Source organism: Bradyrhizobium sp. WYCCWR15520, from assembly GCF_056174665.1.
This window is the reverse complement of the sequence record NZ_JBWBWM010000008.1, coordinates 122,975-147,029: the sequence shown is the minus strand read 5'-3', so window position 1 is coordinate 147,029 and position 24,055 is coordinate 122,975. Positions and strand designations below refer to the sequence as shown.

The window sequence follows — 24,055 nt, the reverse complement described above, 5'->3', positions numbered from 1 at the left end:
GAAAACTGGCTTGCCGTTGAGGTGCATTAGCTGAGCAATCCAACTGGTAGTGCTCGCCATTGGAACTCAAACCGCCGTGCTGGTCGGCAGTGTTCATGCAATTGCGAGCATCATTGGCCGGCCGGTCGATGCCGGCCAGTCCGTTTGCCGGTATTCAGGTCTGCAGTGCAAATCCGGAATCTTCATGATCTGGATCACACTCAATCTCATGTTCTCATGTTCTCATCCGCCCATTGCCCGTGCCAGCCAGCGTGGAACCCGCCCGGCTGCTTTGCCGCCAACGGGCGGTATGGTACGGTGCGGATGCTGGAAAGATTGCTTGCCTTACACTGTGTTAGCAGGTTGGGAGCCAATCCGAGCCATGGCCCAGATTCGTGACATCAAGTCGGGCCGCGTTGGTGAGCCTCCACGCGAGCCAACGCCGCGGCGCCTTGCGGCCATCGTGGCAGGCGACATCTCCGGCTACAGCCGCCTGATGCAGATCGACGAGGAAGGGACGCATAACCGCGTCAAGCGGCTCGAGCGCGACCTCATCGAACCCACCATCAGAGAACACCACGGCAGGCTCGTCAAAACCACGGGCGACGGCTTCATCGCCATTTTCGACAGCCCCGTGGAGGCCGTCCGATCCAGCATCGTGATCCAGCAGAATATGGTCGGTCGCAATGCGTCACTGCCCAAGCATCATTGGATCGAATATCGGATTGGCGTCAATCTTGGCGACGTCATCATCGAAACCGACGACGTCTATGGCGATGGCGTCAATATTGCGACGCGGCTCGAGGGCATAGCCAAGGCCGGCGAAGTCTACATTTCCGGCGGCATCTACGAACAGATAAAGCATAAGCTGGTGTGCGGGTACGAGTCGCTCGGTGATCGAAAGGTCAAGAACATCACCGATCCGGTGCGCGTCTACCGCGTGCTTCCCGACCCGTCCGCACTGCACGAGAACCGGAAGCGACGCGAAAGGATCCTGACCTTCCTGCTTATCCTTGCATTACTGATCATTGCGGGAGGCACTCTCTGGAGCATCTTCGCGCCGGTTCGCAAGGCGACGGAACGGGCGTCAGCGCCCGTTTCAGCTCCGGCGGAAGTGCCGAAAGCGCCTGCGCCTGCTGAGAAACAACCAGCGCCGCCGCCCCAGCCCTCTCCTGCCGTGGCACCAACTCAACAACAGGCGACACCTAAGCCGGAGGCCTCTCCGACGGAAAAACAAGCGGCGCCGCTGACGCCACCCGCATCTCCCGCGATTCCTGAGCCTGCACCGACGACACAAGGAGCCGCGTCGTTTCGAGAACCCGAGACGATTCTCCTTCGCGGTGGCAGCTTCGCGATGGGAAGCAACGAAGACCTCTCGGAAAGGCCGGTCCGTCAGGTAACGATCAAGCCATTTGCGATGGGGAAATTTCCCGTCTCGGTGCGGGAATGGAACGCATGCGCCGCGGCAAAGGCATGCGGGTTCACAGCGACTGGAAAGAGCGATGCGCCCGTTACGAACGTGAGCTGGAGCGACGCCAAACAGTATGTCGCCTGGCTTGCGCAAGTCACCCGAAAACCATATCGCCTGCCGAGCGAGGCCGAATGGGAATATGCAGCCCGCGGCGGCACGCAGACCAGATACTGGTGGGGCGATCAATTTCAGCCGGGCATGGTCAATTGCAAGAACTGCACTGACATTCCAGCCGTCGATCAACCGGTCAAGGTCGGAAGTCTGAAGCCAAATCCCTTTGGGCTGTTCGACATGGGCGGCAGCGTCGATCAATGGGTCGAAGACTGCTGGCACAAAAACTATCAGGGCGCTCCCACGGACGGATCAGCGTGGGTCGAGAGCGAGTGTCCCTCGCATGTGATACGTTCCGGCTCCTGGAGAAAAGACTCCAATTATGCCCGGACGTCAAACCGCGGCGCTTATGACACCAATGTGCGATATCCCACCCACGGGTTCCGTGTTGCGCTATCCCCATGAGGTTGAGAGGCAGTCATGAAGGTTATGCAGTGGATCGCTCTGTCCGTAGCGCTCACTTGCCTGCCGTTCGCCGCCTGCGCTCAAGGAAAGCCCGCCGCAAAGGATGCCCGTCTCTATTTCGTGTGGCCGCAGAATGGCGCCGTCATCAAGGGTGCATTCTGGTGCCGCTTTGGTCTGCGCAACATGGGCGTAACCCACGCGGGCGACAACTACCCGAACAGCGGCCATCATCATCTGCTGGTCGACGTGAATGAACCCATCAATCCGAACGAACCGATCCCGCAAGACAAGTCACATCTGCATTTTGGGGCGGGTCAGACCGAAGCCCGGATCGAGCTTCCGCCTGGCAAGCACACGCTTCAGCTCGTGCTGGGCGACGCCGAGCACTATCCGCACGTCCCTCCGGTCATCTCCGAAAAAATTACCATAACGATCAAGTAAAACCCGGCGGCCGACCGCATTGCGGTGTATGGTCGATTGCGCAAACCCCGGCCGGCGGCACTCGCGAGAGGAACTCAACGCGCCGGGTGATATCTTGCTGTTGCGTGCCGCTGAGCCGTGTTGCTGATCATTTCAGGCAAACAGGGAGGCAGTACGATGAACATTCGACCCGATCCCACGTTTCACGCTTCGCCCAAGCTTGCCATGGAAGCTCCGCCGGAGAGCTTCGCCTATACCGTGCTGCTCAGCCCGGACTTCTCGAAGCCGGATGCGCTTGCCGTGATCGACGTCAAGCCGGATTCCCAAAGTTACGGCCAGATCGTGCACACCGTGACGATGCCCAACAAGGGCGATGAGTTTCACCATTTCGGCTGGAACGCCTGCTCGTCGGCGCTGTCGCCGCTCAGCGGACACGCCTTCCTCGAACGCCGCTATCTCATCATCCCCGGCATGCGGTCGTCCCGCATTTACATCGTCGACACCAAGCCGGACCCCACCAAGGCGGCGATCCACAAGATCATCGAGCCCGAAGAGATCTTCAGGAAGACCGGCTACTCGCGGCCCCACACCGTTCATTGCGGGCCGGAAGGCATTTACATCTCTACGCTCGGCGGCGGCGGCAAGAACGGCACTGACGGACCGCCCGGCGTCTTCATCATGGATTGCGAGACGTTCGAGGTGCTCGGACGCTGGGAGCTCGATCGCGGTCCGCAAACACTGCATTATGACTTCTGGTGGAATCTGCCGCGCGATTACATGGTGACGAGCGAGTGGGCACTGCCGCCGCAGTTCGAGAACGGGATCGTCCCGGAGGATCTGCTCTCCAACAAATACGGCCACCGGATTCATTTCTGGGATCTGCGCGCCCGGCGCAATGTGCAGACCATCGATCTCGGCGCCAACCATCAGATGGCGCTGGAAGTGCGTCCCGCACATGATCCGGTTCGTGAATACGGCTTCCTCGGCGTCGTGGTCGACACCACGAATCTCGAAGGCTCGATCTGGACCTGGTGGCGCGAGGGCGGCGTGTTTCACATCGAGAAGACGGCGACGATTCCGCCCGAGCCGGCAGCGAAGGAGCAACTGCCGCCGCTGCTGCAGGGCTTTGGCGCCGTGCCGCCGCTGGTATCTGATATCGATCTGTCGATGGACGACAAATTCCTCTACGTCGCCTGCTGGGGCACCGGCGAGATGCGTCAATACGATGTCCGGGAGCCGAGAAAACCGAAGCTGGCCGGCTCGGTCCACATCGGCGGCATCGCGCGCCGCACGCCGCACCCGAACGGCAAGGCGTTTGCCGGCGGTCCGCAGATGGTCGAGATCAGCCGCGACGGCAAGCGGGTGTACTGGACCAACTCGCTCTACTCGACGTGGGATGATCAGTTCTATCCCGACGGTGTTCCGGGCGCCATGGTGATGGCCAACGCAAAGCCGGACGGCGGCCTCGAACTGGCGCGGGATTACTGGATCAATTTCCCTGACGGTTACCGCTCGCACCAGGTCCGGCTCGACGGCGGCGATTGCTCGACGGATTCATTCTGCTATCCGTCGGTCTAGACTTGAGCGGAGCCGACTGGACACTCGCCTGGCTCTGGCTGGCTGTCATCGCGAGCGGCCTCTATCACGGCGTCAACCCGGGCATGGGCTGGCCGCTCGCCGTGTCGGCTGGACTGATGGAGAGGAGTCCACGGGCGCTAGTGGCCGCGCTGTGGCCGCTCACGGCCGGCCATTTGCTGGCAATGCTGCTGGTGATCCTTCCCTTCGCGCTGCTGGTCGCCGTCGTCGAATGGCAGCGCACGATCCAGATCGGCGCCGGCCTCCTCGTCATCGGCTTCGGTCTGTTTCGATTGGCCAACCGGCGCCATCCTAGAGTTTTGGCGCGAATATCGCCGGCGCAATTGGGACTGTGGTCGTTCGCGGTGGCGCTTGCGCACGGCGCGGCGCTGATGCTGGTGCCGATCTATCTTGGGCTGTGCCGCGAAGCCGAGCTCGACAGCGGCCATGCCGCCGCCGGCACGCTCATCAACGCCAATCTTGGTATGGCGGTGCTGGTCGCCACCGTCCACGCCGCCGCGATGGTCGCCGCCGGTGGATGTTGCGCGTGGCTCGCCTACCGCTATCTCGGCCTCAAATTCATATCGCAAAGCTGGTTCAACCTGGATACGACCTGGGCCGTCAGCCTCATTCTGGTGGGCGCGATCGCACTGGTGCTCAATCTGACCTGACGCGAGCTTGGCCTCAACGCAGCTTGTCGAGCAGCGCAATCAGCGTCTCGCGCTCCTTGGCGTCCAGCGGCGCCAGCGTCTCCCTGGAGATCGCCAGCGCATTCGGCGCGGCCTTCTCCGCCAGTTGCTGGCCAGCGCGCGTGAGACTCACCAGCAGGCGGCGGCCGTCCTCGGGGTCGGGGCTCGTTTCCGTCAGGCCGCGCGCGGTGAGGCGGTCGATCACGCCCTTGATGGTCGCGACATCCATCGCCGTCAGCCGTCCGAGCAGGTTCTGCGAGCACGGCCCGGTCTCGGCAAGCTTTGAGACGGCGGCCCATTGCGTCGGCGTCAGATTGATGCCGATCTCGCGGGCGAAGATGGTGGCATGGCGCTGCCAGACCTGGCGCAGCATGAAGCCGATCTGCTCATCGAGAATGTAGGACGGCCGCGCCGGCTTGACGGCCCGTTTCGGCGAAACACTCCTTCCCATCTGCGTCCCCCGCCCTTCCCTGATCACAACGACAGATGCGCGTCGCGGATATCCGGTCGCGCGTCGAGTTCGGCCATCGTGCCGCCGAAGCAGATCTTGCCGCGCTCGATGATGTAGGCGCGGTCCGAAATCAGCCGCGCAAAATGCAGGTTCTGCTCGGATACCACGATGCTGACGCCTTCCTTCTTCATCGCCAGGATGGCGTCGACCATCTGCTCCACGATTTTGGGCGACAGGCCCTCCGAGGGCTCGTCGAGCAGCACCAGCGACGGATTGCCCATCAGCGTCCGCGCGATGGTCAGCATCTGCTGCTCGCCGCCGCTCATGCGCCCGCCCGGACGATTGCGCATTTCGCCGAGGTTCGGAAACAGCGTGAACAGCTTTTCGCGCGTCCAGTATGGCGCGTTCGGCCGCTTCGGCTGACGACCGACTTCGAGATTTTCATCGACCGTCAGGTCCGTGAAGATGCGGCGCTCTTCCGGCACGTAGCCGAGCCCGCCGCGGACGATTGCATGCGTCGGCTCACGGGAGACGTCCTTGCCTTCGAACATGATCCGGCCCGAGCGGTTCTCGACCAGGCCGACGATGGAGCGGAAGGTCGTCGACTTGCCGGCGCCGTTGCGCCCGAGCAAAGCCACCACCTCGCCCTCGCCGACCTCGAGCGCGATATCGAACAGGATATGCGCCGGGCCGTAAAAGCTGTTGAGATCGGCGACCTGCAGCTTCATGCGCCGGCTCCCTCGCGATGCCGCGCATCGTAGACCAGGCCTTCGCCGAGATAGATCGCGCGCACCTGCGGGTTGCCGCGGACTTCCTCGGGCGAGCCTTCGGCGATCAGGCTGCCACGGTTCAGGACCAGGATGCGGTCGGCATGCTCGAATACCACGTCCATGTCGTGTTCGGTGAAGAGCACGCCGATCGATTGTTCGCGGGCGATGCGCGCGGTGAGCCGCATCAGTTCGATCCGCTCGCGCGGCGCCATGCCGGCGGTCGGCTCATCCATCAGCAGCAGCCGGGGCTGGTTGGCGAGCGCGATCGCAAGCTCCAGCCGCTTGAGATCGCCATAGGCCAGCTCGCCGCAGGGCCGCCCGGCATAGGCGCCCATGCCAACGAGATCGAGCAGGCGCCCCGCTTCGTCGCGCGCGAACTGCGCGGTCGAGCCCCAGAGATTGAACAATTGCCGGCCATACGACACCAGTGCAACCTGCACATTCTCGCGCACGGTCATGGTCGGGAACGTCGCGGTGATCTGGAACGTGCGCCCGACGCCAAGCCGCCAGATCGCGCGCGGCTTGCGGCCGATCGTATCCTCGCCCAAGAGCGTGATGCGGCCGCTGTCCGGCATGTTCTGGCCGTTGAGCATATCGAAGCAGGTGCTTTTTCCGGCGCCATTGGGTCCGATCAGCGCCAAGATTTCGCCGGCGCGCAATTCAAACGACACGCTGCGCACGGCATGGACGCCGCCATAGGATTTGCTCAAGGCTTCGACCTTCAGCAATGTCGGAATCATGCTCATTCGGCTACCTCCACGCGGGAGGTGGCAAGCGCGGATTTCTTGTCATCGGAGGACCGCCGACGATTCCAGAACGCCTCCAGCGTGCCGACGATGCCCTTCGGGAATGCCACCACCATCAATACGATGAAGGCGCCCAGCACCAGCTTCGAGAGATCGGTCTGGCTCACCAGCCAGATATTCGCCGCCTTGAACACGATGGCACCGATCACCGCGCCGGAAACCGTCTCGACGCCGCCGAGCAGCACCATGACCAGCGCATCGACCGACAGCGAAATCCCAAGACTGTCCGGAAATACGCTTCCCTTCAGATAAGCGAACAACGCGCCGCCGATACCCGCAACCGTGCCTGATATGACGAACGCCGTCCATTGCACACGCTTGCCGTTGATGCCGATCGCCTCGCTGCGCAGCGGTGAATCCCGCGTCGCGCGCAACGCAAAGCCGAACGGCGAGAAGACGATTACCCGCAGCGCGGTGACGGCGACCGCGGCGATTGCAAGGGACAGCCAGTAGAACGCGGCCGGGCCCGCCGCCCACTTATCCGGCCAGACGCCCAAAATGCCGTTGTCGCCGCCGGTCACCGCGACCCACTGGAACGCGATCGACCAGACGATCTGCGCAAAGGCCAACGTCAGCATCGCGAAATAGACGCCGGAGAGTTGCACGGCGAAGAAGCCGAACACGGCTGCGCCCAATAGCCCCAGCACCGGACCCAGCAGCAGCGATGCGATCATCGGCAGTCCCGCCGCCTTGGCGAGGAACGCGACGCCATAGGCACCGAGCCCGAAATAGGCGGCATGGCCGAACGAGGCGAGCCCGCCGACCGACATCAGGAAATGCAGGCTGGCGGCGAAGATCACGAAGATCGCGATTTCCGAACAAACAGTGAGCGCGTAGTTGCCGGCGAACAGCGGCAGCATGGCTGCAAGCGCCAGCGCGCCGACCGACATCAACCGCTCAGCCGAGGTCAGCGGCCGCCACGGATTGACGGTCAGCCCCGGCGTACGCCGCGCCGCGGCCTCCGGCTTGCCGAACAGGCCCCAGGGACGCACGATCAGCACCACCGCCATCACAAGGAACACGAGGATGATGGAGATCTTCGGGAAAATCAGGATGCCGAAGGCGTTCAGCTCGGACACCAGCACGGCGGCCACGAAGGCGCCGATGATGCTGCCGAGCCCGCCGATCACCACCACCACAAACACTTCGACGATGATACGAAGATCCAGCGCATGATGCACGGCATCGCGCGGGATTTGCAGCGCGCCACCGAGCGCTGCGAGAAACACGCCAAGCGCAAACACGCTGGTGAACAGCCATTTCTGATTAACACCGAGCGCCGCGACCATGTCGCGGTCCTGTGTCGCCGCGCGCACCAGCACTCCCCAGCGCGTGCGCTGGAATAACAGCCAGAGAATGCCGAGCACGACCGGACTGAGGCCGATCAGGAACAGATCGTAGCTCGGGATGTTCTGTCCGAAGAAATCGACCGCGCCCCTGAAGCCAGGCGCGCGGCGGCCGAGCAGATCGTCCGGCCCCCAGATCATCACCACGATATCCTGAACCATCAGGGTGAGGCCGAACGTCGCCAGCAACTGGAACAGCTCCGGCGCGTGATAGATCCGCCGCAGCAGTATCATTTCAACCAGCACGCCAACGACGGCCACGACCAGCGCCGCCGCGACGATCCCGCCCCAGAACCCGAGCGCACCTGAGAAGCGCTCGGTCAACGTGAACGCGACGTAGGCGCCGAGCATGTAGAACGCGCCATGGGCAAAATTCACGATCCGCGTCACGCCGAAGATGATCGACAGGCCCGACGCGACCAGAAACAGCGACGCCGCGCTGGCGAGACCGGTCAGGAACTGAACGAAGTAGAAGGCCATGGGCGGTCCGGGTTCACATTATTGCGGCGTTGAATTGGCGTCGGCGGGTCCGGCTTACCTCTCCCCGCCGGCGGGGAGAGGTCGGATCGCCCTTGCGATCCGGGTGAGGGGGTACAGGTCTCACAACTTGCATGACTCGTGGAGAGAGCCCCTCACCCCGACCCTCTCCCCGAGCGGGGCGAGGGAGAAGAGCCGTCAATCCTTCGGACGCAGCTTTGCCACTTCCGCGTCGCTCGGAAGATAGTCCGCGCCCTTGCGATAGACCGAGTTCACCATCACGCCCTTGCCGTCCTTCAAAGCGGTCTTGCCGACATAGGCCCCGAGCGTCGACTGGTGATCGATCTTGCGGAAGGTGATCTCGCCGAACGGCGACGGCATCGACAAGCCCTCGGTCGCCGCGATTAGCTTTTCCGGATCGGTAGAGTTGGCCTTGGCAAGGATCGCGGCAGCCGCCTTGATGGTCTGGTAGCCGACAATCGAGCCGAGCCGCGGATAGTCGTTGAACTTGGCCTGATACGCTTTCAGGAACTTGTCATGATCAGGCGTCTTGATGTCGTACCAGGGGTATCCCGTGACGATCCAGCCTTCCGGCGTCTCATCCTTCAGCGGATCAAGATACTCCGGCTCGCCGGTGAGGAAGGAGACCACCGAGCGGTTCTTGAACAGGCCACGGGTGTTGCCTTCGCGCACGAGTTTGACGAGGTCCGCACCGAAGGTGACGTTGAGGATCGCTTCGGGGTTGGCGGCCGCAACCGCCTGCACCACCGGACCGGCGTCGATCTTGCCCTGCGGCGGCCACTGCTCGTCGACCCACTGAATGTCCGGCCGCTTTTCCGACATCAGCTTCTTGAACACCGCGACCGCCGACTGGCCGTATTCATAGTTCGGCGCAATCGTCGCCCAGCGCTTGGCCGGCAGCTTGGCGGCCTCTTCCACCAGCATCGCGGCCTGCATGTAGTTTGAGGGGCGGAGGCGGAAGGTGTAGCGGTTGCCCTTTGACCAGGTGATGGCGTCGGTCAGCGGCTCCGCGGCCAGGAAGAACACCTTCTTCTGGTTGGCGAAGTCGGAGACCGCGAGACCGATATTGGACAGGAACGTGCCGGTCAGCATCGCGACGTTTTCGCTCGACACCAATTCGTTGGCAGCCGTCGTTGCATCCGCCGGCTTGCCACCGTCGTCCTTCGAGATGACAACGAGCTTCTTGCCGTTGATGCCGCCCGCGGCATTGATCTCCTCGACCGCGAGCTGCCAGCCCTTGCGATAGGGCTCGGTGAAGGCCGGCAACAGCGAGTAGCTGTTGATCTCGCCGATCTTGATTTCGCTTTGTGCCATGGCGCTGCCCGCCATGCCCGCCACCGCGATCGCCAGTCCCGCGCCCAGTAAGTGTCTCCGTCGCATCCCTACCTCCAATGTACTGTGAAACTATCTCAAACCGTCTTCGCCTTTGACTTCCGAAACTGTCAGTCCACCGACGCGCGGCAATGGCCTGCCGCTGTCGGTGACCGCGACCGCGACCATGATCTCGTTGGCGCGCGGCGCGTCGTTGATCTGCACTTCCATGCCGTCGAAATGGCTGCGCACGAACGCCGCATCCTTGTGGCCGAGCGGAATGTCCAACGTGGTCCCAGGGCCGCTACGCTTCTTCGACGAAGGGATCAGCGCCGCGCCCTTGCTCAGAACCTTGCGCACCGGCGCGCCCATTTTCGGATGCAGGATTGCTGCCGCGTGCTCGAGTTCGCCGTTCTCGCCGACGGCCGCGGCCTTGCCGTAGCTGTGTGCCTTGGCACCGTCGATGCCGAGCGCCGCCACCGCTCTTTTTGAAAGCAGGTCGCCGAGCTCCTCGCCGATTTCGATGAGCGGCGAGAGATCCTCGACGTACCGGCCTGCAAACGGATTTTCGATCACGGCAATCGCGGCCGCCCGCCGCGTCGGCGGCGCAACCTTCTGCCCCATCTCCAGATGAGTCTCCTCGACCACCGTGACGATCTTGCGAATGATCGCGCTCATTTTATTCGCCTCGCTCCCGATCAACCATGCGCCACTCTCTCTATCGCGCTTCGATGAAACGCCGGCAGCGCTTCCGCCTTGGTCCCAATTGCTCCCACCATCACAGTCTCGCCAAGTAGACGCAAGGCCGCACCTTCGATCAATCCTGCCACAAGCAATTGTTGCGCCCGGCTCGCCCCTACCCGCAACGCATCGTCGATTTCCTCCTCGCGGAGCTTGCCGACGTCGCGGGTGACGGGGCGCGCGCCGAGGTCACTGTCGGGCTGCAGTTCGTTGGCCGGACAGCGCATAATGGCAGGATGGCCAGGCAGGTCGACGGCGTTGGCGATGATGGTGGCCGCGGCATCGGCCTGCGACGCAGTTCGCGCCAGCACGGTGACGGCATCGGCAATGCCGAGCGAGAAACTGCGGCCGTGACGCCCACTGGTCGCGATGCCGCGTACGGGATCGTCGGCGTGAATGTTCATCGTTTGCATCACGCCATAACGGTCCGGTCGGTCCATCAGCCCGATCACAAACTCCTCGCCACCAGCGAGATGCAGTGCGATATCGCCGCCATTATTGACATAAACCCGGTCCAGTCGGGAAACCCGCAGCATCGCGTCGAGAATTTCTTCCGCAACGCTCCCCGCCACCGCCGCCATCGGCGTGATGAACTCTCCAGCCGCAAACGGCGCGACTGCAGCATGCATCCGACGCGCGACAACGCCGTTCAGCGTGCATCGGGCCGGATCGGCAGCCGTCCGCAACTCGACCAACTCTCCACACAGCTCATCGAGCAGGCCGGTGAAGCGCCGTGCCGCAGCCTCATAAGCGGCGCGCACCTCGCGCTCAGTCCCCTTCGCCTCGATGATCAGGTCGATCGGGCCGTCCTGCAAATGCAGCCGCTTGCCGTCAGGAAGAAGCGCCATTTGCGGGAGCCGTTTCATGCGCGCCGTCCGGGGATAAAGGGCATCGGCCGGAATTCGCTGTTCTCGCGCAAGGACGCCAGCGAACGCACATGATCCATGTGGCCGCCAAGCGCCGCGTAGTCGGACAGTTTCAGCGTGAACTCGATCGGCGCCACCAGCGCCGGCGTCGGCACATAGCCGAATGCACCCGCCGGCATCTGCGTGACGTCGACCATGAAGGTGATGCCGCCGCCGGGCCAGACATAAACCGGCGCGCCGCCGCTGGTGACCCGCGTCAGCGCGTCCTTGACCGATCGCGTCAGCCGCACCGGATTGTCGGTGACGCCGGCGCGCAGCGAGCCGCCCGCACCGCCCATGAACAGCACCGTGCACAGCGCCGGTTCGCAATTCTCCTGGATCCGTTCGACGGAGAATTGCAGATCGGGCGGCATCTGCTTCTCGATCGGCCGCAGCGCCTCGTCGAGCTCGTAATAGGCCGCGTGCTCGCCCGTGGTCGAAACCATGAGCATGGTGAGGCCCGGCCGCGCCTCCTTCGGATTGAACGGTCCCAGCACCGCCAGCGGATCGGAAATATTGGTGCCGCCCCATCCCGTCCCGGGATCGGCAACCTGGAAATAGCGGCCGGGCGTCGAGCGCCGTCCCTTCATCTTGATCCCGGTATCGGGAATATCGAGCAGCTTGCCGGCCTGATGTTCGCTGAGAACACCGGTAATGTGATCGTCGACGACCACAACCTCATCGACCTTGCCGTGCCATTGCTTGGCGAACATGCCGATAGTTGCCGAGCCGCACCCTACCCGCATGCGCTCTTCGGCAACGCCGTTGACGATCGGCGGCCGGCCGGCCTGCACCACGACCGTGGCGCCGCCATCGATCGTCAGTTCCACCGGCTTGCAGTTGGAGAGGTCCATCAGCGCATCGCAGGTGACGCGCCCCTCCTTCTTGGAACCGCCGGTCAGATGATGCACGCCGCCGAGCGACAGCATCTGCGAACCGTATTCGCTGGTCGTGACATGACCGATCGCTTCGCCCTCGGCGCGGACCGCTGCCGTCTCGGGACCGAGATAGCGGTCGGTGTCGATCTTCACCTTGACGCCGCAATAGCTGAAAATACCTTCGGTCACGACCGTGACCATGTCGACGCCATCGACTTCTGACGACACGATGAAGGGAGCAGGCTTGTAATCGGGATAGGTGGTGCCGGCGCCGATCGCGGTGACGAACACGCTGGGCTCGTGGACCAGCTTGCCATCCCAGTCGCCGCCGGCCTGGAACGGCACCAACCGTCCGCCATGCGACACCGTTCGCTCCAACACGATGTGCGGATCGACGCGCACCAGCTCGCCATTGTGGTTGGCATAGCGATCGCACGCGCCTGCCGCGCCCGGCTTGATGTAACACATCACCGGACAGGCATCGCAGCGGATCTTGTCGCCGGCGGCGACGGTAGCGTCAGTCATGAACAAGCCTGCTCGTTCGAGGCGCCGATCATAGCCGCGTCTGCACGGGCCCGATCATTTGTTCGTATACGAACGATGTTGCGCGCGGACTGAAACGCTGTCAAGCGGCCATCGAGGTCGATAAGCACAGTTGCCGTATAATACCGCATTTGCCTCGCCCGTTTGTTCATAAAGCGAGCAACGCGCTGCAGCGCGGGATCGCACGGCTTGCACGTTTGTACACAAACGGTATCTTTCGCGAACGTCCAGCGCAGAATTTTGCAACGCAGCGAGGACTTGAGGGGAGCATGACGCAGACCACGATGCGCCTGACCGTCAACGGCAAAGCGTACGATGTCGGCGCCGCTCCGGACACTGCATTGCTTTACGTGCTTCGCAACGACCTCGAACTGAACGGACCGAAATACGGCTGCGGGCTCGGCGAATGCGGCGCCTGCGCCGTGCTGATCGACGGCGTTGCCGCACGCTCCTGCGTGATCCCAATCGACGGCTGCACCGGCCGCGACATTGTGACGCTCGAAGGACTCGGCACGCGCGAACATCCCGATCCCGTGCAGCAGGCCTTCATCAGCGAACAGGCCGCGCAATGCGGCTATTGCCTCAACGGCATGATCATCACGACCAAGGCGCTGTTGCTGCGCTCCCCTCGCCCGTCGGAGGACGAAGTGCTGGAAGCGCTGCGTCATCATCTCTGCCGCTGTGGTGCTCATATCGAAATCATGCGTGCGGCAATGCGAGCTGCAGGCCGTGCGGTTGAGGCGCAGACCTGATGACAGCGCCGAATTCTCCCGGGCATCGTGAACGGCCGCAGGGGACGCTGTCGGTCTTTCGTCCCGCCTCACCCGTCGAGGCCGTCAAGTTCGAAACATTCATCAAGATCACCGCTGACGGATCGGTCACAGCCTATAACGGCCATGTCGATCTCGGCACCGGCATCCGCACCGCGCTCGGCCAGATCGTCGCGGAGGAGCTTGACGTCTCCTTTGCCCGTGTCGTCGTTGTACTTGGCGATACATCGCTTGTTCCCAATCAGGGCGCAACGATTGCCAGCGAAACAATCCAGATCACCGCCGTGCCGTTGCGCAAGGCCGCAGCACAGGCGCGGCAGTTTCTGGTCGCGCGCGCCGCGGCGAGACTGGAACTTCCGATTGAGGATATCATCGTTGAAGACGGCCTGATCCGCGGCAAGGACAATCGCAGCATCAGCTATGGCGAACTGATTGCGGGTGAGACCATCCGCCTTGAACTGTCGGACGACGTTCCGGTCAAGCCCGCCAGCGCCTACAGCATCGTCGGTCGATCCGTTCCGCGCGTCGATCTGCCGGCGAAGGCAACAGGCGAACTGGTGTACGTCCACGATATGCGCGTTCCGGGCATGCTGCACGGCCGCGTCGTCCGTCCGCCCTATGCCGGCGTCGATGTCGGCGACTTCATCGGCAACAGCCTGATTGCGGTCGACGAGTCCTCGGTACGCGACATCCCCGGAATTGTTGCTGTCGTCAGGATTGGCGATTTCGTTGGCATCGTCGCCGAGCGCGAGGAGAATGCGATCAAGGCGGCGGCGCAGCTCAAGGTGAGCTGGAAGCCAGTGCCGACGCTGCCCGACCTGAAGGACATCGAGACTGCGCTGCGCGCCAATCCGTCGACACCGCGAACGCTGATCGACAAGGGTAACATCGAGGCGGCGATCGCAGGCGCCGCCAAGCCGATGCAGCGTACTTATATCTGGCCCTACCAGATGCACGCCTCGATCGGCCCGTCCTGCGCGGTCGCCGACTATCAGGAGGACCAGACCAGGGTCTGGTCCGGGACGCAGAATCCGCACCATCTGCGCACCGAGCTGGCACGGCTGATCCATCGCCGCGAAGCCGAGATCGAGGTGATCCGAATGGAGGCCGCCGGCTGCTACGGCCGCAACTGCGCCGATGACGTCTCTGCCGACGCGGTGCTGCTATCGCGCGCCGTCGGCCGGCCCGTTCGCGTGCAGTTGACGCGCGAGCAGGAGCACGCCTGGGAGCCCAAGGGCACCGCACAATTGATGGACGTCAACGGCGGATTGAACGCCGACGGCAGCGTCGCCGGTTACGACTTCGCGACCCGCTATCCGTCGAACGGCGCGCCGACGCTGGCGCTGCTGCTGACCGGCACCATCCCGCACACGCCTGTTGTGTTCGAGATGGGCGATCGCACCGCGATCCCGCCCTACGATTACGAGAATCTGCGGGTGGTGGCGAACGACATGCCCCCGATCGTGCGCGCCGCCTGGCTGCGCGGCGTCTCGGCGCTGCCGAATACCTTTGCGCATGAATCCTGGATCGACGAATGCGCTGATGAAGCCGGCGTCGACCCGATCGAATACCGCCTGCGCTACCTGAAGGACCCGCGCGCCGTCGATCTCGTCAATGCTGTGGCCGAGCGCGCCGGCTGGAAGCCGCGGCCGGTGCGGCAGGAGCCGGTGGCCGAGGGCGATATCGTGCGCGGGCGCGGCTTTGCCTATGCGCTCTATGTCCACAGCAAGTTTCCCGGTTACGGCGCGGCATGGTCGGCATGGATCGCCGACGTCGCGGTGAACAAGGTAACCGGCGATGTCAGTGTCACGCGTGTGGTGGCAGGCCAGGACTCCGGCCTGATGATCAATCCGGATGGCGTGCGTCATCAAATCCACGGCAACGTCATCCAGTCGACCAGCCGTGCGCTGATGGAGGAAGTATCGTTCGACCGAACGTCCGTGACGGCGCGCGAGTGGGGCGCCTACCCCATCATCAAATTCCCCGAAGTGCCTGAGATCGACGTGCTGATGCTGCCGCGGCAGGACCAGCCACCACTCGGCGTCGGCGAGTCCGCGTCCGTACCCAGTGCTGCAGCGATCGCCAACGCGATCTACGATGCGACCGGCGTGCGCTTCCGTGAATTGCCATTCACACCGGAACGCATTTTGCGAGGCCTGCACAGCGAGGAGCAGGCAGCGCCGGAAGCATTGCCCGCACCGTCTCCGCAACCCGCCCCCTCATCTCGCACATGGCAGAATCCGTTCACCATACGCAGCAGCGTGTTTGCAACCGCCGCGGCCCTCTGCGCCGCCGCGATCGGCATCGGTGCCGCGACGCTGCCGTGGCGCGCAATCGCGCCGATCGCGCGTCCCGATGCGTCGGTCTATTCGGCGGCGACCATCGCGCGCGGCCAGCAACTCGCCGCGCTCGGCGATTGCGCGGTCTGCCACACCGCAACAAACGGCGTCCTCAATGCCGGCGGCAAGCCGCTGCCGACGCCCTTTGGTACGATCTATTCGACCAACATCACGCCCGATGTCGAAACCGGCATCGGTGCGTGGTCCTATCCCGCGTTCGAGCGCGCCATGCGCGAGGGCATCCATCGCGACGGCAGGCATCTCTATCCCGCGTTCCCCTACACTCATTTCGCCAAGACCACCGACGCCGACATGCAGGCGCTCTACGCATATCTGATGGCGCAGCCGGCGGTGCGTGCGGAGACGCCACAGAATGCGCTGGCGTTTCCGTTCAACCTTCGTCCGCTGATGGCGGGATGGAATGCGCTCTTCCACCAACCCGCGGTTTTTCAACCTGATCCCACCAAGTCCGAGATCTGGAATCGCGGCGCCTATCTCGTCGAAGGCCTCGGCCATTGCAGCGCCTGCCATTCGCCGCGAAATGCGCTCGGCGCGGAAATGGCTGGCGCTCATCTTGCCGGAGGATTCGCCGAGGGCTGGGAAGCGCCGGCACTGACCTCGCTCTCGCAGGCACCGATCCCATGGAACGAAGACGAGTTGTACGCCTATTTACGAACCGGCGAGTCGCGCTTTCACGGCGTCGCTGCGGGGCCGATGGCGCCGGTGGTGAAGGAGCTCGCGGCATTGCCGGATTCCGACATTCGCGCCATGGCGGTCTATCTCGCTTCGTTCAACGCGACTTCGATGGATCGCGCGACGCAGGAGGCGCTCGCCGCAAAACTGGAGGCCTCGACCGTCACGCGCGCGTCAGCCGCCTCTGGTGTCGGCGCCCGGATCTACCAGGGCGCCTGCGCCGTGTGCCACGAGGTCGGCGGTGCGCCGCTGTTCGGCAGCCGGCCGTCGCTGGCGCTGAACAGCAATCTGCACAGCGCCGCGCCTGACAATCTGGTTCAGGTCATCCTGCACGGCATCGCCAAGCCAGCCACAACGGACCTCGGCTACATGCCGGCCTTCAGGGACAGCCTGACCGACGGCCAGGTCGCCGAACTGGTTGCGTATCTGAGGCAACAATTTGCCCCGGACAGGCCGGTCTGGAAGGATATTCATGCTGCGATTAACCGTATCCGGCGGGAACATGTGCGCTGAGCTGCCATGCCGGGGGCAAAACCCACTGGTTGGGCGGCCGTCGGCACGGTAGAGTTCCGCCATGGCAGTTACCGATATTGCGTCCCGAACCTATAACCACGGCTGGCGGCTCGACCCGATCGTGCGCAGCCTGCTGGATACCGATTTCTACAAGCTGCTGATGCTGCAGATGATCCGCGATCTCTATCCGGCTCAGCGCGTCACCTTCTCCGTCATCAACCGCAGCAAGCACGTCCGCCTCGCCGAGATCATCGACGAGGGCGAATTGCGCGCGCAACTCGACCACGCGCGCACCATTCGGTTCACCAAGAAGGAGCTGATCTGGCTCGCCGGTAATACGTTCTACGGCAAGACCCAGATGTTCTCGCCCGACTTCATCCACTGGCTCGCCAACTTCCGCCTGCCCGAATACGAGCTGAACAAGGTCGACGGCCAGTACGAGCTGCACTTCCACGGGCCGTGGACCCACACCACGATGTGGGAGATCCCGGCGCTCGCGATCATGAACGAGTTGCGCTCGCGGCAGGCGACCAAGGGACAAGGACGCTTCGTGCTCGACGTGCTCTATGCCCGCGCCAAGGCCAAGCTGTGGTCCAAAGTCGAACGGTTGCGTAAGCTCGATGGCCTGCGGCTCTCCGACTTCGGCACCCGCCGCCGCCATGGCCATCTGTGGCAGCGCTGGTGCGTCGAAGCGGTCAAGGAGGGTCTTGGCCCATCGTTCACTGGCACCTCCAACGTGCTGCTGGCGATGGACAACGACCTCGAAGCGATCGGCACCAACGCGCATGAACTGCCGATGGTTGCTGCCGCGCTCGCCAATTCGGACGAGGAACTGCGCTGGGCGCCCTATCGCATCCTCGACCAATGGCGCCATACCTACGGCGGCAACCTCTTGATCGCCCTGCCCGACGCCTTCGGCACCAAGGTGTTTTTGCGCGACGCGCCGGACTGGGTCGCCGACTGGACCGGATTTCGCCCGGACAGCGCGCCGCCAATCACCGCTGGCGAGGAGATTATCAAGTGGTGGAAGCAGAAGGGCCGCGATCCCAAGGAGAAGCTGCTCGTGTTCTCCGACGGCATGGATGTCGATTCCATCGAGGAGACCTACCGCCACTTCACCGGACGCGTTCGCATCTCCTTCGGCTGGGGCACCAACCTCACCAATGATTTCGTCGGCTGCGCGCCGGATGGCTCCGCCGATCTCGATCCGATCTCGCTGGTCTGCAAGGTGACGTCGGTCGATGGCCGGCCCGCGGTCAAGCTGTCCGACAATCCCGAGAAAGCGACCGGCACGCCGTCCGAGATCGAGCGTTACTTGCGCGTGTTCGGTAATGCCGGACGCGTCCGCACCGCCGTGCACGTCTGAGCTATCGAATACTTTCCCGCCACCAATTGATCTGACGAGGCCCGCATGCCCGCACCCAAGCCGCCTGCCTTTGAAACCCTGAGCCTGCATGCCGGCCAGCGCCCGGACCCCGCCACCGGCGCCCGTGCCGTTCCGGTCTACCAGACCACGTCCTACGTGTTCCAGGATTCCGACCATGCCGCGGCGCTGTTCAATCTCGAGCGCGCCGGCCACATCTACACCCGCATTTCCAATCCAACGACGGCGGTGCTCGAGGAGCGGCTCGCCGCGCTGGAAGCCGGCGTCGGCGCGATCTGCACGGCGAGCGGCATGGCCGCGCTGCATCTGGCGATCGCAACGATCCTCAACGCCGGCGACCACATCGTCGCCTCCTCTTCGCTCTACGGCGGCACCATCAACCTGCTGGCCCACACGCTGCCGCGCTTCGGCATCACGACGACGTTCGTCAAGCCGCGTGCGCTCGATGAATTCCGCGCCGCGATCAGGCCGAACACGCGGCTTGTGATCGGCGAGACCATCGGCAATCCCGGGATGGAAGTGCTGGATATCCCGGAGGTCGCCCAGGTCGCGCACGATGCCAAGATTCCGCTGCTGATCGACAACACCTTTGCCACGCCATTCCTCAGCCGCCCGATCGAGCTCGGCGCCGATATCGTGATGAATTCCGCGACCAAGTGGATCGGCGGCCACGGCATTGCGATCGGCGGCGTCATCGTCGATGGCGGACGGTTCGACTGGCACGCCTCCGGCAAATTCCCGCAGCTCACCGAACCCTATGCCGGCTATCACGGCATCGTCTTCGACGAACAGTTCGGCCAGGCCGCCTTCATCATGCGCGCCCGAACCGAAGGCCTGCGCGACTTCGGCGCCTGCCTGTCGCCGACCAACGCATTCCAACTGCTCCAGGGTGTGGAGACACTCGGCGTTCGCATGGAGCGCCACATGAGCAATACGCTCGCGGTGCTTGAGGCGCTGACCGCCAACAAGGCGGTCGACTGGGTGCTGCATCCGGCGCTGGAAAATCATCCCGATCATCAGCTTGCGAAGCGGCTGCTGCCGCGCGGCGCCGGATCGATCGTCTCTTTCGGCATCAAGGGCGGGCGCGCAGCGGGCAAAAAATTCATCGAGTCCTTACGGATGATCAGCCACCTCGCCAATGTCGGCGACGCCAAGACGCTGGTCATTCATCCCGCCAGCACCACGCATCAGCAGATGGACGCCGCGCAACTCAAGGCCGCAGGGATCGGCGAGGAATTGGTGCGACTGTCGGTCGGCATCGAAACCGTTTCCGACATCATCGACGATCTCGGCCAGGCGCTTCGCGCATCGCAGAAGGTTTAAGCCATGCAGTTGTCCGTGAATGGTGCTGATGTCTTCGTTGCGACCGGGGGCCGTCCGTTCGATCCGTCGCTGCCCGCGGTGGTAATGCTGCACGGCGCCGGTTTTGATCATTCGACCTGGGCGCTGCACAGCCGCTGGTTCGCGCATCACGGCTATTCCGTGCTCGCGCCGGATCTGCCGGGGCACGGCCGCTCGGGCGGCAGCCCGCTGCCGACGATTGCCGACATGGCGGACTGGACCGCCGCGCTGCTCGATGCGGCCGGTGCGCCGAAGGCGAAGCTGATCGGTCACTCGATGGGATCGCTGATCGCGCTGGAGACATCCGCGCGGCATCCCGACAAGGTCTCCGGCCTCAGCCTGATCGGCACCGCCGCGACGATGACCGTCGGCCCCGATCTGCTCAAGGCCGCGGAGGTCAACAATCCCGATGCCATCGACATGGTCTCGATCTGGGGCCTCGGCTTCAAGGCCGAACTCGGCGGCAGCCTCGCGCCGGGACTGTGGATGCATCAGGGCGCGCAGCGCGTGCTGCAGCAGACGCGGCCGGGCGTGCTGTACAGCGATCTCAATGCCTGCAACACCTATCAGAACGCGCTCGCGGCCGCCGCGCAGGTCAAGGTGCCCGCGACCTTCATTCTCGGCGAGCGCGACATGATGACGCCAGCGAAGGCCGGCAAGACTCTTGCAGCGGCGACGCCGAATTCGCGCACCGTCGTCGTTCCCGGCGCCGGCCACATGATCATGGCCGAAGCGCCCGACGAGTTGCTGGCGGCGTTGCGGCAATAATCTCGTTCTCTTTCTTCCCTTCTCCCCCTGTGGGAGAAGGTGGCGTGAAGCGCCGGATGAGGGGTTCTCTCCGCGGAGACAGACCCCTCACCCGTCTCGCCGCCGCTATGCGGCGTCGATCCACCCTCTCCCACAAGGGGAGAGGGGAAGCGGTGCGTCGGGCGGCAAGCATCACTGCTTCGCCGGCTTCCGCTCCACCGGATGAATGTCGACAGCACGCAGGCGGCCCATCCGCAGCACGTCCATCGCGAGCGTGCGGCCGATGCGGTCGCGGTCGAGGGCGCGGATCAGATCGTCGACGCCGTTGATCTCGACGCCGTCCAACCTGATCACGACATCGCCGGGCAACAGGCCGGCTTTTGCCGCCGGGCTGTCCGGCTCGATCTGCGCCAGCAGCGCGCCCATCTTGTTGTCGACGCCGGCGACCACCGCATGGCGCCGCGGAATCGGCGCGGTCTGGCCGGCGACGCCGATATAGGCGCGACGGACATAGCCGTGGCGGATGATCTCGGACAGCACGAACTGCGCGGTGTTGCTGGCGACCGCAAAGCAGATGCCCTGCGCGCCGCTGATGATCGCGGTGTTGATGCCGATCACTTCCGATGCCGACGACACCAGCGGCCCGCCGGAATTGCCGGGATTGAGCGCCGCATCGGTCTGGATCACGTCCTCGATGGTCCGCCCGCTCACCGAGCGGATCGAGCGGCCGAGCGCCGACACCACGCCGGCGGTCACCGTCGATTCGAACCCGAGCGGATTGCCGATCGCAACCACGAGCTGGCCGCGGCGCAGGCTCTTGGAATTGCCGAGCGAGGCATAGCGCAGATCGCGCGCGCCATCGGCGCGCAACAGCGCCAGATCAGTGTCGGGATCGACGCCGAGCACGTGCGCGTCGGTGACGAAGCCTTCGGTGTCGCGCAGACGGATCTCTTTCGCCGACCCGACCACGTGGCTGTTGGTCAGCACGAGACCATCGGGCGAGATGACGATGCCCGAACCCAGCCCGCCGCGCTCGCGCGCACTGCGTACCTTCGGCCCGGTTTCGACGCGGACGACCGCCGGACCGACGCGTTCGGTGACGTCGATGACGGCATTGGAATAGGCATCGAGCAGAGCCCGGTCGTTATCCTGGGCAGACTCGGCCGTTCGCGATGACAGCTCGTCATCGGCGATATCTGAGGTAAAATCCAACATGGCGAGATTCCTTCGGCTTCCTCAGATGGTGGCCGGGAACCGCCTGCGCAAGGTGCCTGCTATGGGCGCAGGGCTGGCCTGCTAGGCCCGCCTCAATTTCCCCCCGCGTGCCTTGACGGGATCCAGCAGCGCCCAGTCGCCGTGCTCCAGCGTGTAGCCCTTCGGGAATGGGGCGCGCAGATCGAGTCCGAGCGAGCGCAGCACTCGGTCGTCGCGGTAGTAGCATTGCAGGACGACGCGGACGAGCGTCGCCGCCGCCGCACCGCCAGTAGCGCGGAACTCGGTCGCGACGGCATCGCGTTTGGCCGTGTCGAGTTCGGCGAGCGGTTGGCCTGCGAGACGCGCGAGATGATCGAGCGCCCGCGCGACCAGCGCGGTGTCGCGGCCGAGCGTCGCCAGCATGTCGGCCTGGATCGCGGGATCGTCCGCGCCGGGCACCCTGTACTCGTCGCTGGCGGGAATGATCATCGCAGCGACGGTGCGGAGATCGTCGCGTTGGGTTGAGGTCAATTCAATGCTTGCGGACATGTTGTTCTCAGTCGAAGAGGTTGGCAAGGCGTTGCTTCATCTGGTCGGCGACGTAGAGCGCGATCGCCTGGATGGTCGAGGTCGGATTGACGCCCCCTGAGGTGACAAACACGCTGCCGTCGACGATGAAGAGATTTTTCACGTCATGCGAGCGGCCCCATTCGTTGACCACGGAGCGCGCAGGGTCGGTGCCCATTCGCGCGGTGCCGAGCAGATGCCAGCCGCCCCAGGGAATCGGATTGTTGATGCAGATGTCGGTGGCGCCGGCGGTTTCGAGAATCTCCCGGCCGCGCGCCAGCCCATGCTCCATCATCTTCCGGCTGTTCTCGCTGATCGTGTAATCGATCTTCGGCGCCGGGATACCGTGGCTGTCCTTCAGCACCGGATCGAGCGTGACGCGGTTGTGCTCCTCGGGCAGATCCTCGCAAATCGCGGAGACCCCGAGCCGATGGCCGTTGAGCTTGCGGAACACGCGGTGATGATCCGCGCCCCACGGCAGAATCCCTTTTTGCTCGCTCGCTACGGCCTCGAACACCGGCCCTGCGCCACGGACGAATTGGATGCCGTAGCCGCGGACGAAGCCGCGCGACAGGTCGGTGTCGTAGAACTGCTTGCTCCACAGGCAAGTCGGCGGCGCGCGGTTGCTGTCGGTCGGCTCCTTCACGTAGCCGTAGATCTGCGCATAGGGATGGAACATCAGGTTCTTGCCGACCAGGCCGGACGAATTCGCCAGCCCATTCGGGAAGCGGCCGGAGACCGAGTTCAAGAGCAGCCGCGGCGTGCCGACGCCGTTGCAGGCGATGATGACAACCTCGGCGGGCTGGAAATGCTCGACGCCATCCTGGTCGTAGTAGACGACGCCGGAGGCCATGCCGTGCTCGTTGGTCAGGATCTCGCGCACGCGGCAATGGGTCTTGAGTTCGACGCCGGCGCGGATCGCCTGCGGCCAATAGGTGATGTCGGTCGAGGCTTTTGCGCCTTGCGCGCAGGCCGGCGTGCAATGGCCGAGATTGATGCAGCGCGCCCTGCCCTCGTAATCCATCGTCGCGACCGTCGTATCCGATGGCCACCAGTGCCAGCCAAGCTTGTTCATGGCCTTGCCGATCAACGGACCGGAGAGCCCGAGCGGCTGCGGCGGCATCGGCGGGTGCGTCAGCGGCGACAACGGATCGCCTGACAGGCCCGAAACGCCCATCATCCGGTCGTTCTCTTCGAAGAACGGGGTGAGTGCATCGTAATCGATCGGCCAGTCATCGGCGACGCCGTCGAGCGTCTTCACCTTGAAGTCCGAGGGGTGCAGCCGTGGCCAATGCGCGGTGTACATCACCGTCGAGCCGCCGACGCCGTTGAAGTTCACGACCTTGATCGGCGAGTTGTCGTCATTGATCGGATAGTCCTCGGGCCGGCCGCGGATGTTCGGGCTGGTCGACCACTCGCCGTAGAATTTTGCCTCCCAGTCGCGCCCGGTGCTCGGATATTCCGACGGCTTCATCCAGCCGCCCTGGTCGAGACAGAGGATATGCATTTTCGTTTCGGCCAAACTCCACGCCACCGCCGCACCGGATGCGCCGGCGCCGATGATGAGGACATCAACGGGATCGTTCTTGTTCATTCTTGGTCCTTAAA

20 protein-coding genes are annotated in these 24,055 nt (G+C 64.0%); 9 read left to right on the top strand and 11 right to left on the bottom strand.

Annotated elements, in window-relative coordinates; all coding sequences use genetic code 11:
- Nucleotides 1-361 precede the first annotated feature (361 nt).
- The 4 genes from AC0QUY_RS11390 (at nucleotide 362) to AC0QUY_RS11375 (ending at nucleotide 4,632) form a co-directional block, all read left to right on the top strand.
- Nucleotides 362-1,966: an SUMF1/EgtB/PvdO family nonheme iron enzyme gene (locus tag AC0QUY_RS11390; RefSeq protein WP_475386969.1), complete on the top strand. Its 1,605-nt coding sequence runs from the start codon at nucleotides 362-364 to the stop codon at nucleotides 1,964-1,966.
- A gap of 15 nt (nucleotides 1,967-1,981) precedes the next feature.
- Nucleotides 1,982-2,407: a DUF4399 domain-containing protein gene (locus AC0QUY_RS11385; protein WP_161852752.1), complete on the top strand. Its 426-nt coding sequence runs from the start codon at nucleotides 1,982-1,984 to the stop codon at nucleotides 2,405-2,407.
- Between the two features lie 156 nt (nucleotides 2,408-2,563).
- A complete protein-coding gene (locus tag AC0QUY_RS11380; protein WP_161852751.1) occupies nucleotides 2,564-3,964 on the top strand; it encodes a selenium-binding protein SBP56-related protein in 1,401 nt (466 codons plus the stop codon).
- Between the two features lie 2 nt (nucleotides 3,965-3,966).
- A complete protein-coding gene (locus AC0QUY_RS11375; protein ID WP_475386902.1) occupies nucleotides 3,967-4,632 on the top strand; it encodes a hypothetical protein in 666 nt (221 codons plus the stop codon).
- Between the two features lie 13 nt (nucleotides 4,633-4,645).
- On the opposite strand, the gene AC0QUY_RS11370 is transcribed toward AC0QUY_RS11375, so the two are convergent.
- The 8 genes from AC0QUY_RS11370 to AC0QUY_RS11335 form a co-directional block, all read right to left on the bottom strand.
- Entirely contained in the window at nucleotides 4,646-5,101 is a 456-nt protein-coding gene (locus AC0QUY_RS11370) for a MarR family transcriptional regulator (protein ID WP_474415248.1), read from the bottom strand.
- Between the two features lie 23 nt (nucleotides 5,102-5,124).
- Nucleotides 5,125-5,829 carry an ABC transporter ATP-binding protein gene (locus AC0QUY_RS11365; RefSeq protein ID WP_065756668.1) on the bottom strand — a complete coding sequence of 235 codons (705 nt, stop codon included), beginning with the start codon at nucleotides 5,827-5,829 and terminating at the stop codon, nucleotides 5,125-5,127.
- Nucleotides 5,826-6,617: an ABC transporter ATP-binding protein gene (locus AC0QUY_RS11360; RefSeq protein WP_475386901.1), complete on the bottom strand. Its 792-nt coding sequence runs from the start codon at nucleotides 6,615-6,617 to the stop codon at nucleotides 5,826-5,828. Before AC0QUY_RS11360 ends, AC0QUY_RS11365 begins: the two co-directional genes overlap by 4 nt.
- Nucleotides 6,614-8,503 (bottom strand): ABC transporter permease, encoded by a 1,890-nt coding sequence (locus tag AC0QUY_RS11355; protein WP_475386900.1) that lies wholly within the window; start codon nucleotides 8,501-8,503, stop codon nucleotides 6,614-6,616. The genes AC0QUY_RS11360 and AC0QUY_RS11355 overlap by 4 nt, the downstream gene beginning before the upstream one ends.
- A 195-nt stretch (nucleotides 8,504-8,698) precedes the next feature.
- Nucleotides 8,699-9,901 carry an ABC transporter substrate-binding protein gene (locus AC0QUY_RS11350; RefSeq protein ID WP_161852747.1) on the bottom strand — a complete coding sequence of 401 codons (1,203 nt, stop codon included), beginning with the start codon at nucleotides 9,899-9,901 and terminating at the stop codon, nucleotides 8,699-8,701.
- Between the two features lie 24 nt (nucleotides 9,902-9,925).
- Nucleotides 9,926-10,510 carry an amino acid synthesis family protein gene (locus AC0QUY_RS11345; protein WP_057833511.1) on the bottom strand — a complete coding sequence of 195 codons (585 nt, stop codon included), beginning with the start codon at nucleotides 10,508-10,510 and terminating at the stop codon, nucleotides 9,926-9,928.
- A gap of 20 nt (nucleotides 10,511-10,530) precedes the next feature.
- On the bottom strand, nucleotides 10,531-11,439 hold the full coding sequence (locus AC0QUY_RS11340; protein ID WP_475386899.1) for a UPF0280 family protein: 909 nt from the start codon (nucleotides 11,437-11,439) through the stop codon (nucleotides 10,531-10,533).
- Complete coding sequence (locus AC0QUY_RS11335; RefSeq protein WP_475386898.1) at nucleotides 11,436-12,881, bottom strand: 6-hydroxynicotinate reductase; 1,446 nt, start codon at nucleotides 12,879-12,881, stop codon at nucleotides 11,436-11,438. Before AC0QUY_RS11335 ends, AC0QUY_RS11340 begins: the two co-directional genes overlap by 4 nt.
- 287 nt (nucleotides 12,882-13,168) lie before the next feature.
- Here AC0QUY_RS11335 and AC0QUY_RS11330 point away from each other — a divergent pair, with 287 nt between their 5' ends.
- The 5 genes from AC0QUY_RS11330 (at nucleotide 13,169) to AC0QUY_RS11310 (ending at nucleotide 20,707) form a co-directional block, all read left to right on the top strand.
- Entirely contained in the window at nucleotides 13,169-13,651 is a 483-nt protein-coding gene (locus tag AC0QUY_RS11330) for a (2Fe-2S)-binding protein (protein ID WP_475386897.1), read from the top strand.
- Entirely contained in the window at nucleotides 13,651-17,214 is a 3,564-nt protein-coding gene (locus AC0QUY_RS11325; RefSeq protein ID WP_475386896.1) for a molybdopterin cofactor-binding domain-containing protein, read from the top strand. The genes AC0QUY_RS11330 and AC0QUY_RS11325 overlap by 1 nt, the downstream gene beginning before the upstream one ends.
- Before the next feature lie 61 nt (nucleotides 17,215-17,275).
- Nucleotides 17,276-18,580 carry a nicotinate phosphoribosyltransferase gene (pncB, locus tag AC0QUY_RS11320; RefSeq protein ID WP_475386895.1) on the top strand — a complete coding sequence of 435 codons (1,305 nt, stop codon included), beginning with the start codon at nucleotides 17,276-17,278 and terminating at the stop codon, nucleotides 18,578-18,580.
- Between the two features lie 45 nt (nucleotides 18,581-18,625).
- Nucleotides 18,626-19,921, top strand: coding sequence for an O-acetylhomoserine aminocarboxypropyltransferase (locus AC0QUY_RS11315; RefSeq protein WP_475386894.1), 1,296 nt, complete (start codon nucleotides 18,626-18,628; stop codon nucleotides 19,919-19,921).
- Nucleotides 19,922-19,924: 3 nt separating this feature from the next.
- Nucleotides 19,925-20,707, top strand: coding sequence for an alpha/beta fold hydrolase (locus AC0QUY_RS11310; RefSeq protein WP_475386893.1), 783 nt, complete (start codon nucleotides 19,925-19,927; stop codon nucleotides 20,705-20,707).
- Between the two features lie 171 nt (nucleotides 20,708-20,878).
- Here AC0QUY_RS11310 and AC0QUY_RS11305 read toward each other — a convergent pair whose 3' ends face one another.
- From AC0QUY_RS11305 to AC0QUY_RS11295, 3 genes are all read right to left on the bottom strand, one after another.
- Nucleotides 20,879-21,901 (bottom strand): S1C family serine protease, encoded by a 1,023-nt coding sequence (locus AC0QUY_RS11305; RefSeq protein ID WP_475386892.1) that lies wholly within the window; start codon nucleotides 21,899-21,901, stop codon nucleotides 20,879-20,881.
- An 81-nt stretch (nucleotides 21,902-21,982) separates the two neighbouring features.
- The gene (locus AC0QUY_RS11300; protein WP_475386891.1) at nucleotides 21,983-22,429 is read right to left on the bottom strand and encodes a hypothetical protein; all 447 of its coding nucleotides are present in this window, start codon (nucleotides 22,427-22,429) and stop codon (nucleotides 21,983-21,985) included.
- A 7-nt stretch (nucleotides 22,430-22,436) separates the two neighbouring features.
- Nucleotides 22,437-24,041, bottom strand: a complete 1,605-nt coding sequence (locus tag AC0QUY_RS11295; RefSeq protein ID WP_475386890.1) for a GMC family oxidoreductase — start codon at nucleotides 24,039-24,041, stop codon at nucleotides 22,437-22,439.
- Nucleotides 24,042-24,055: the final 14 nt, after the last annotated feature.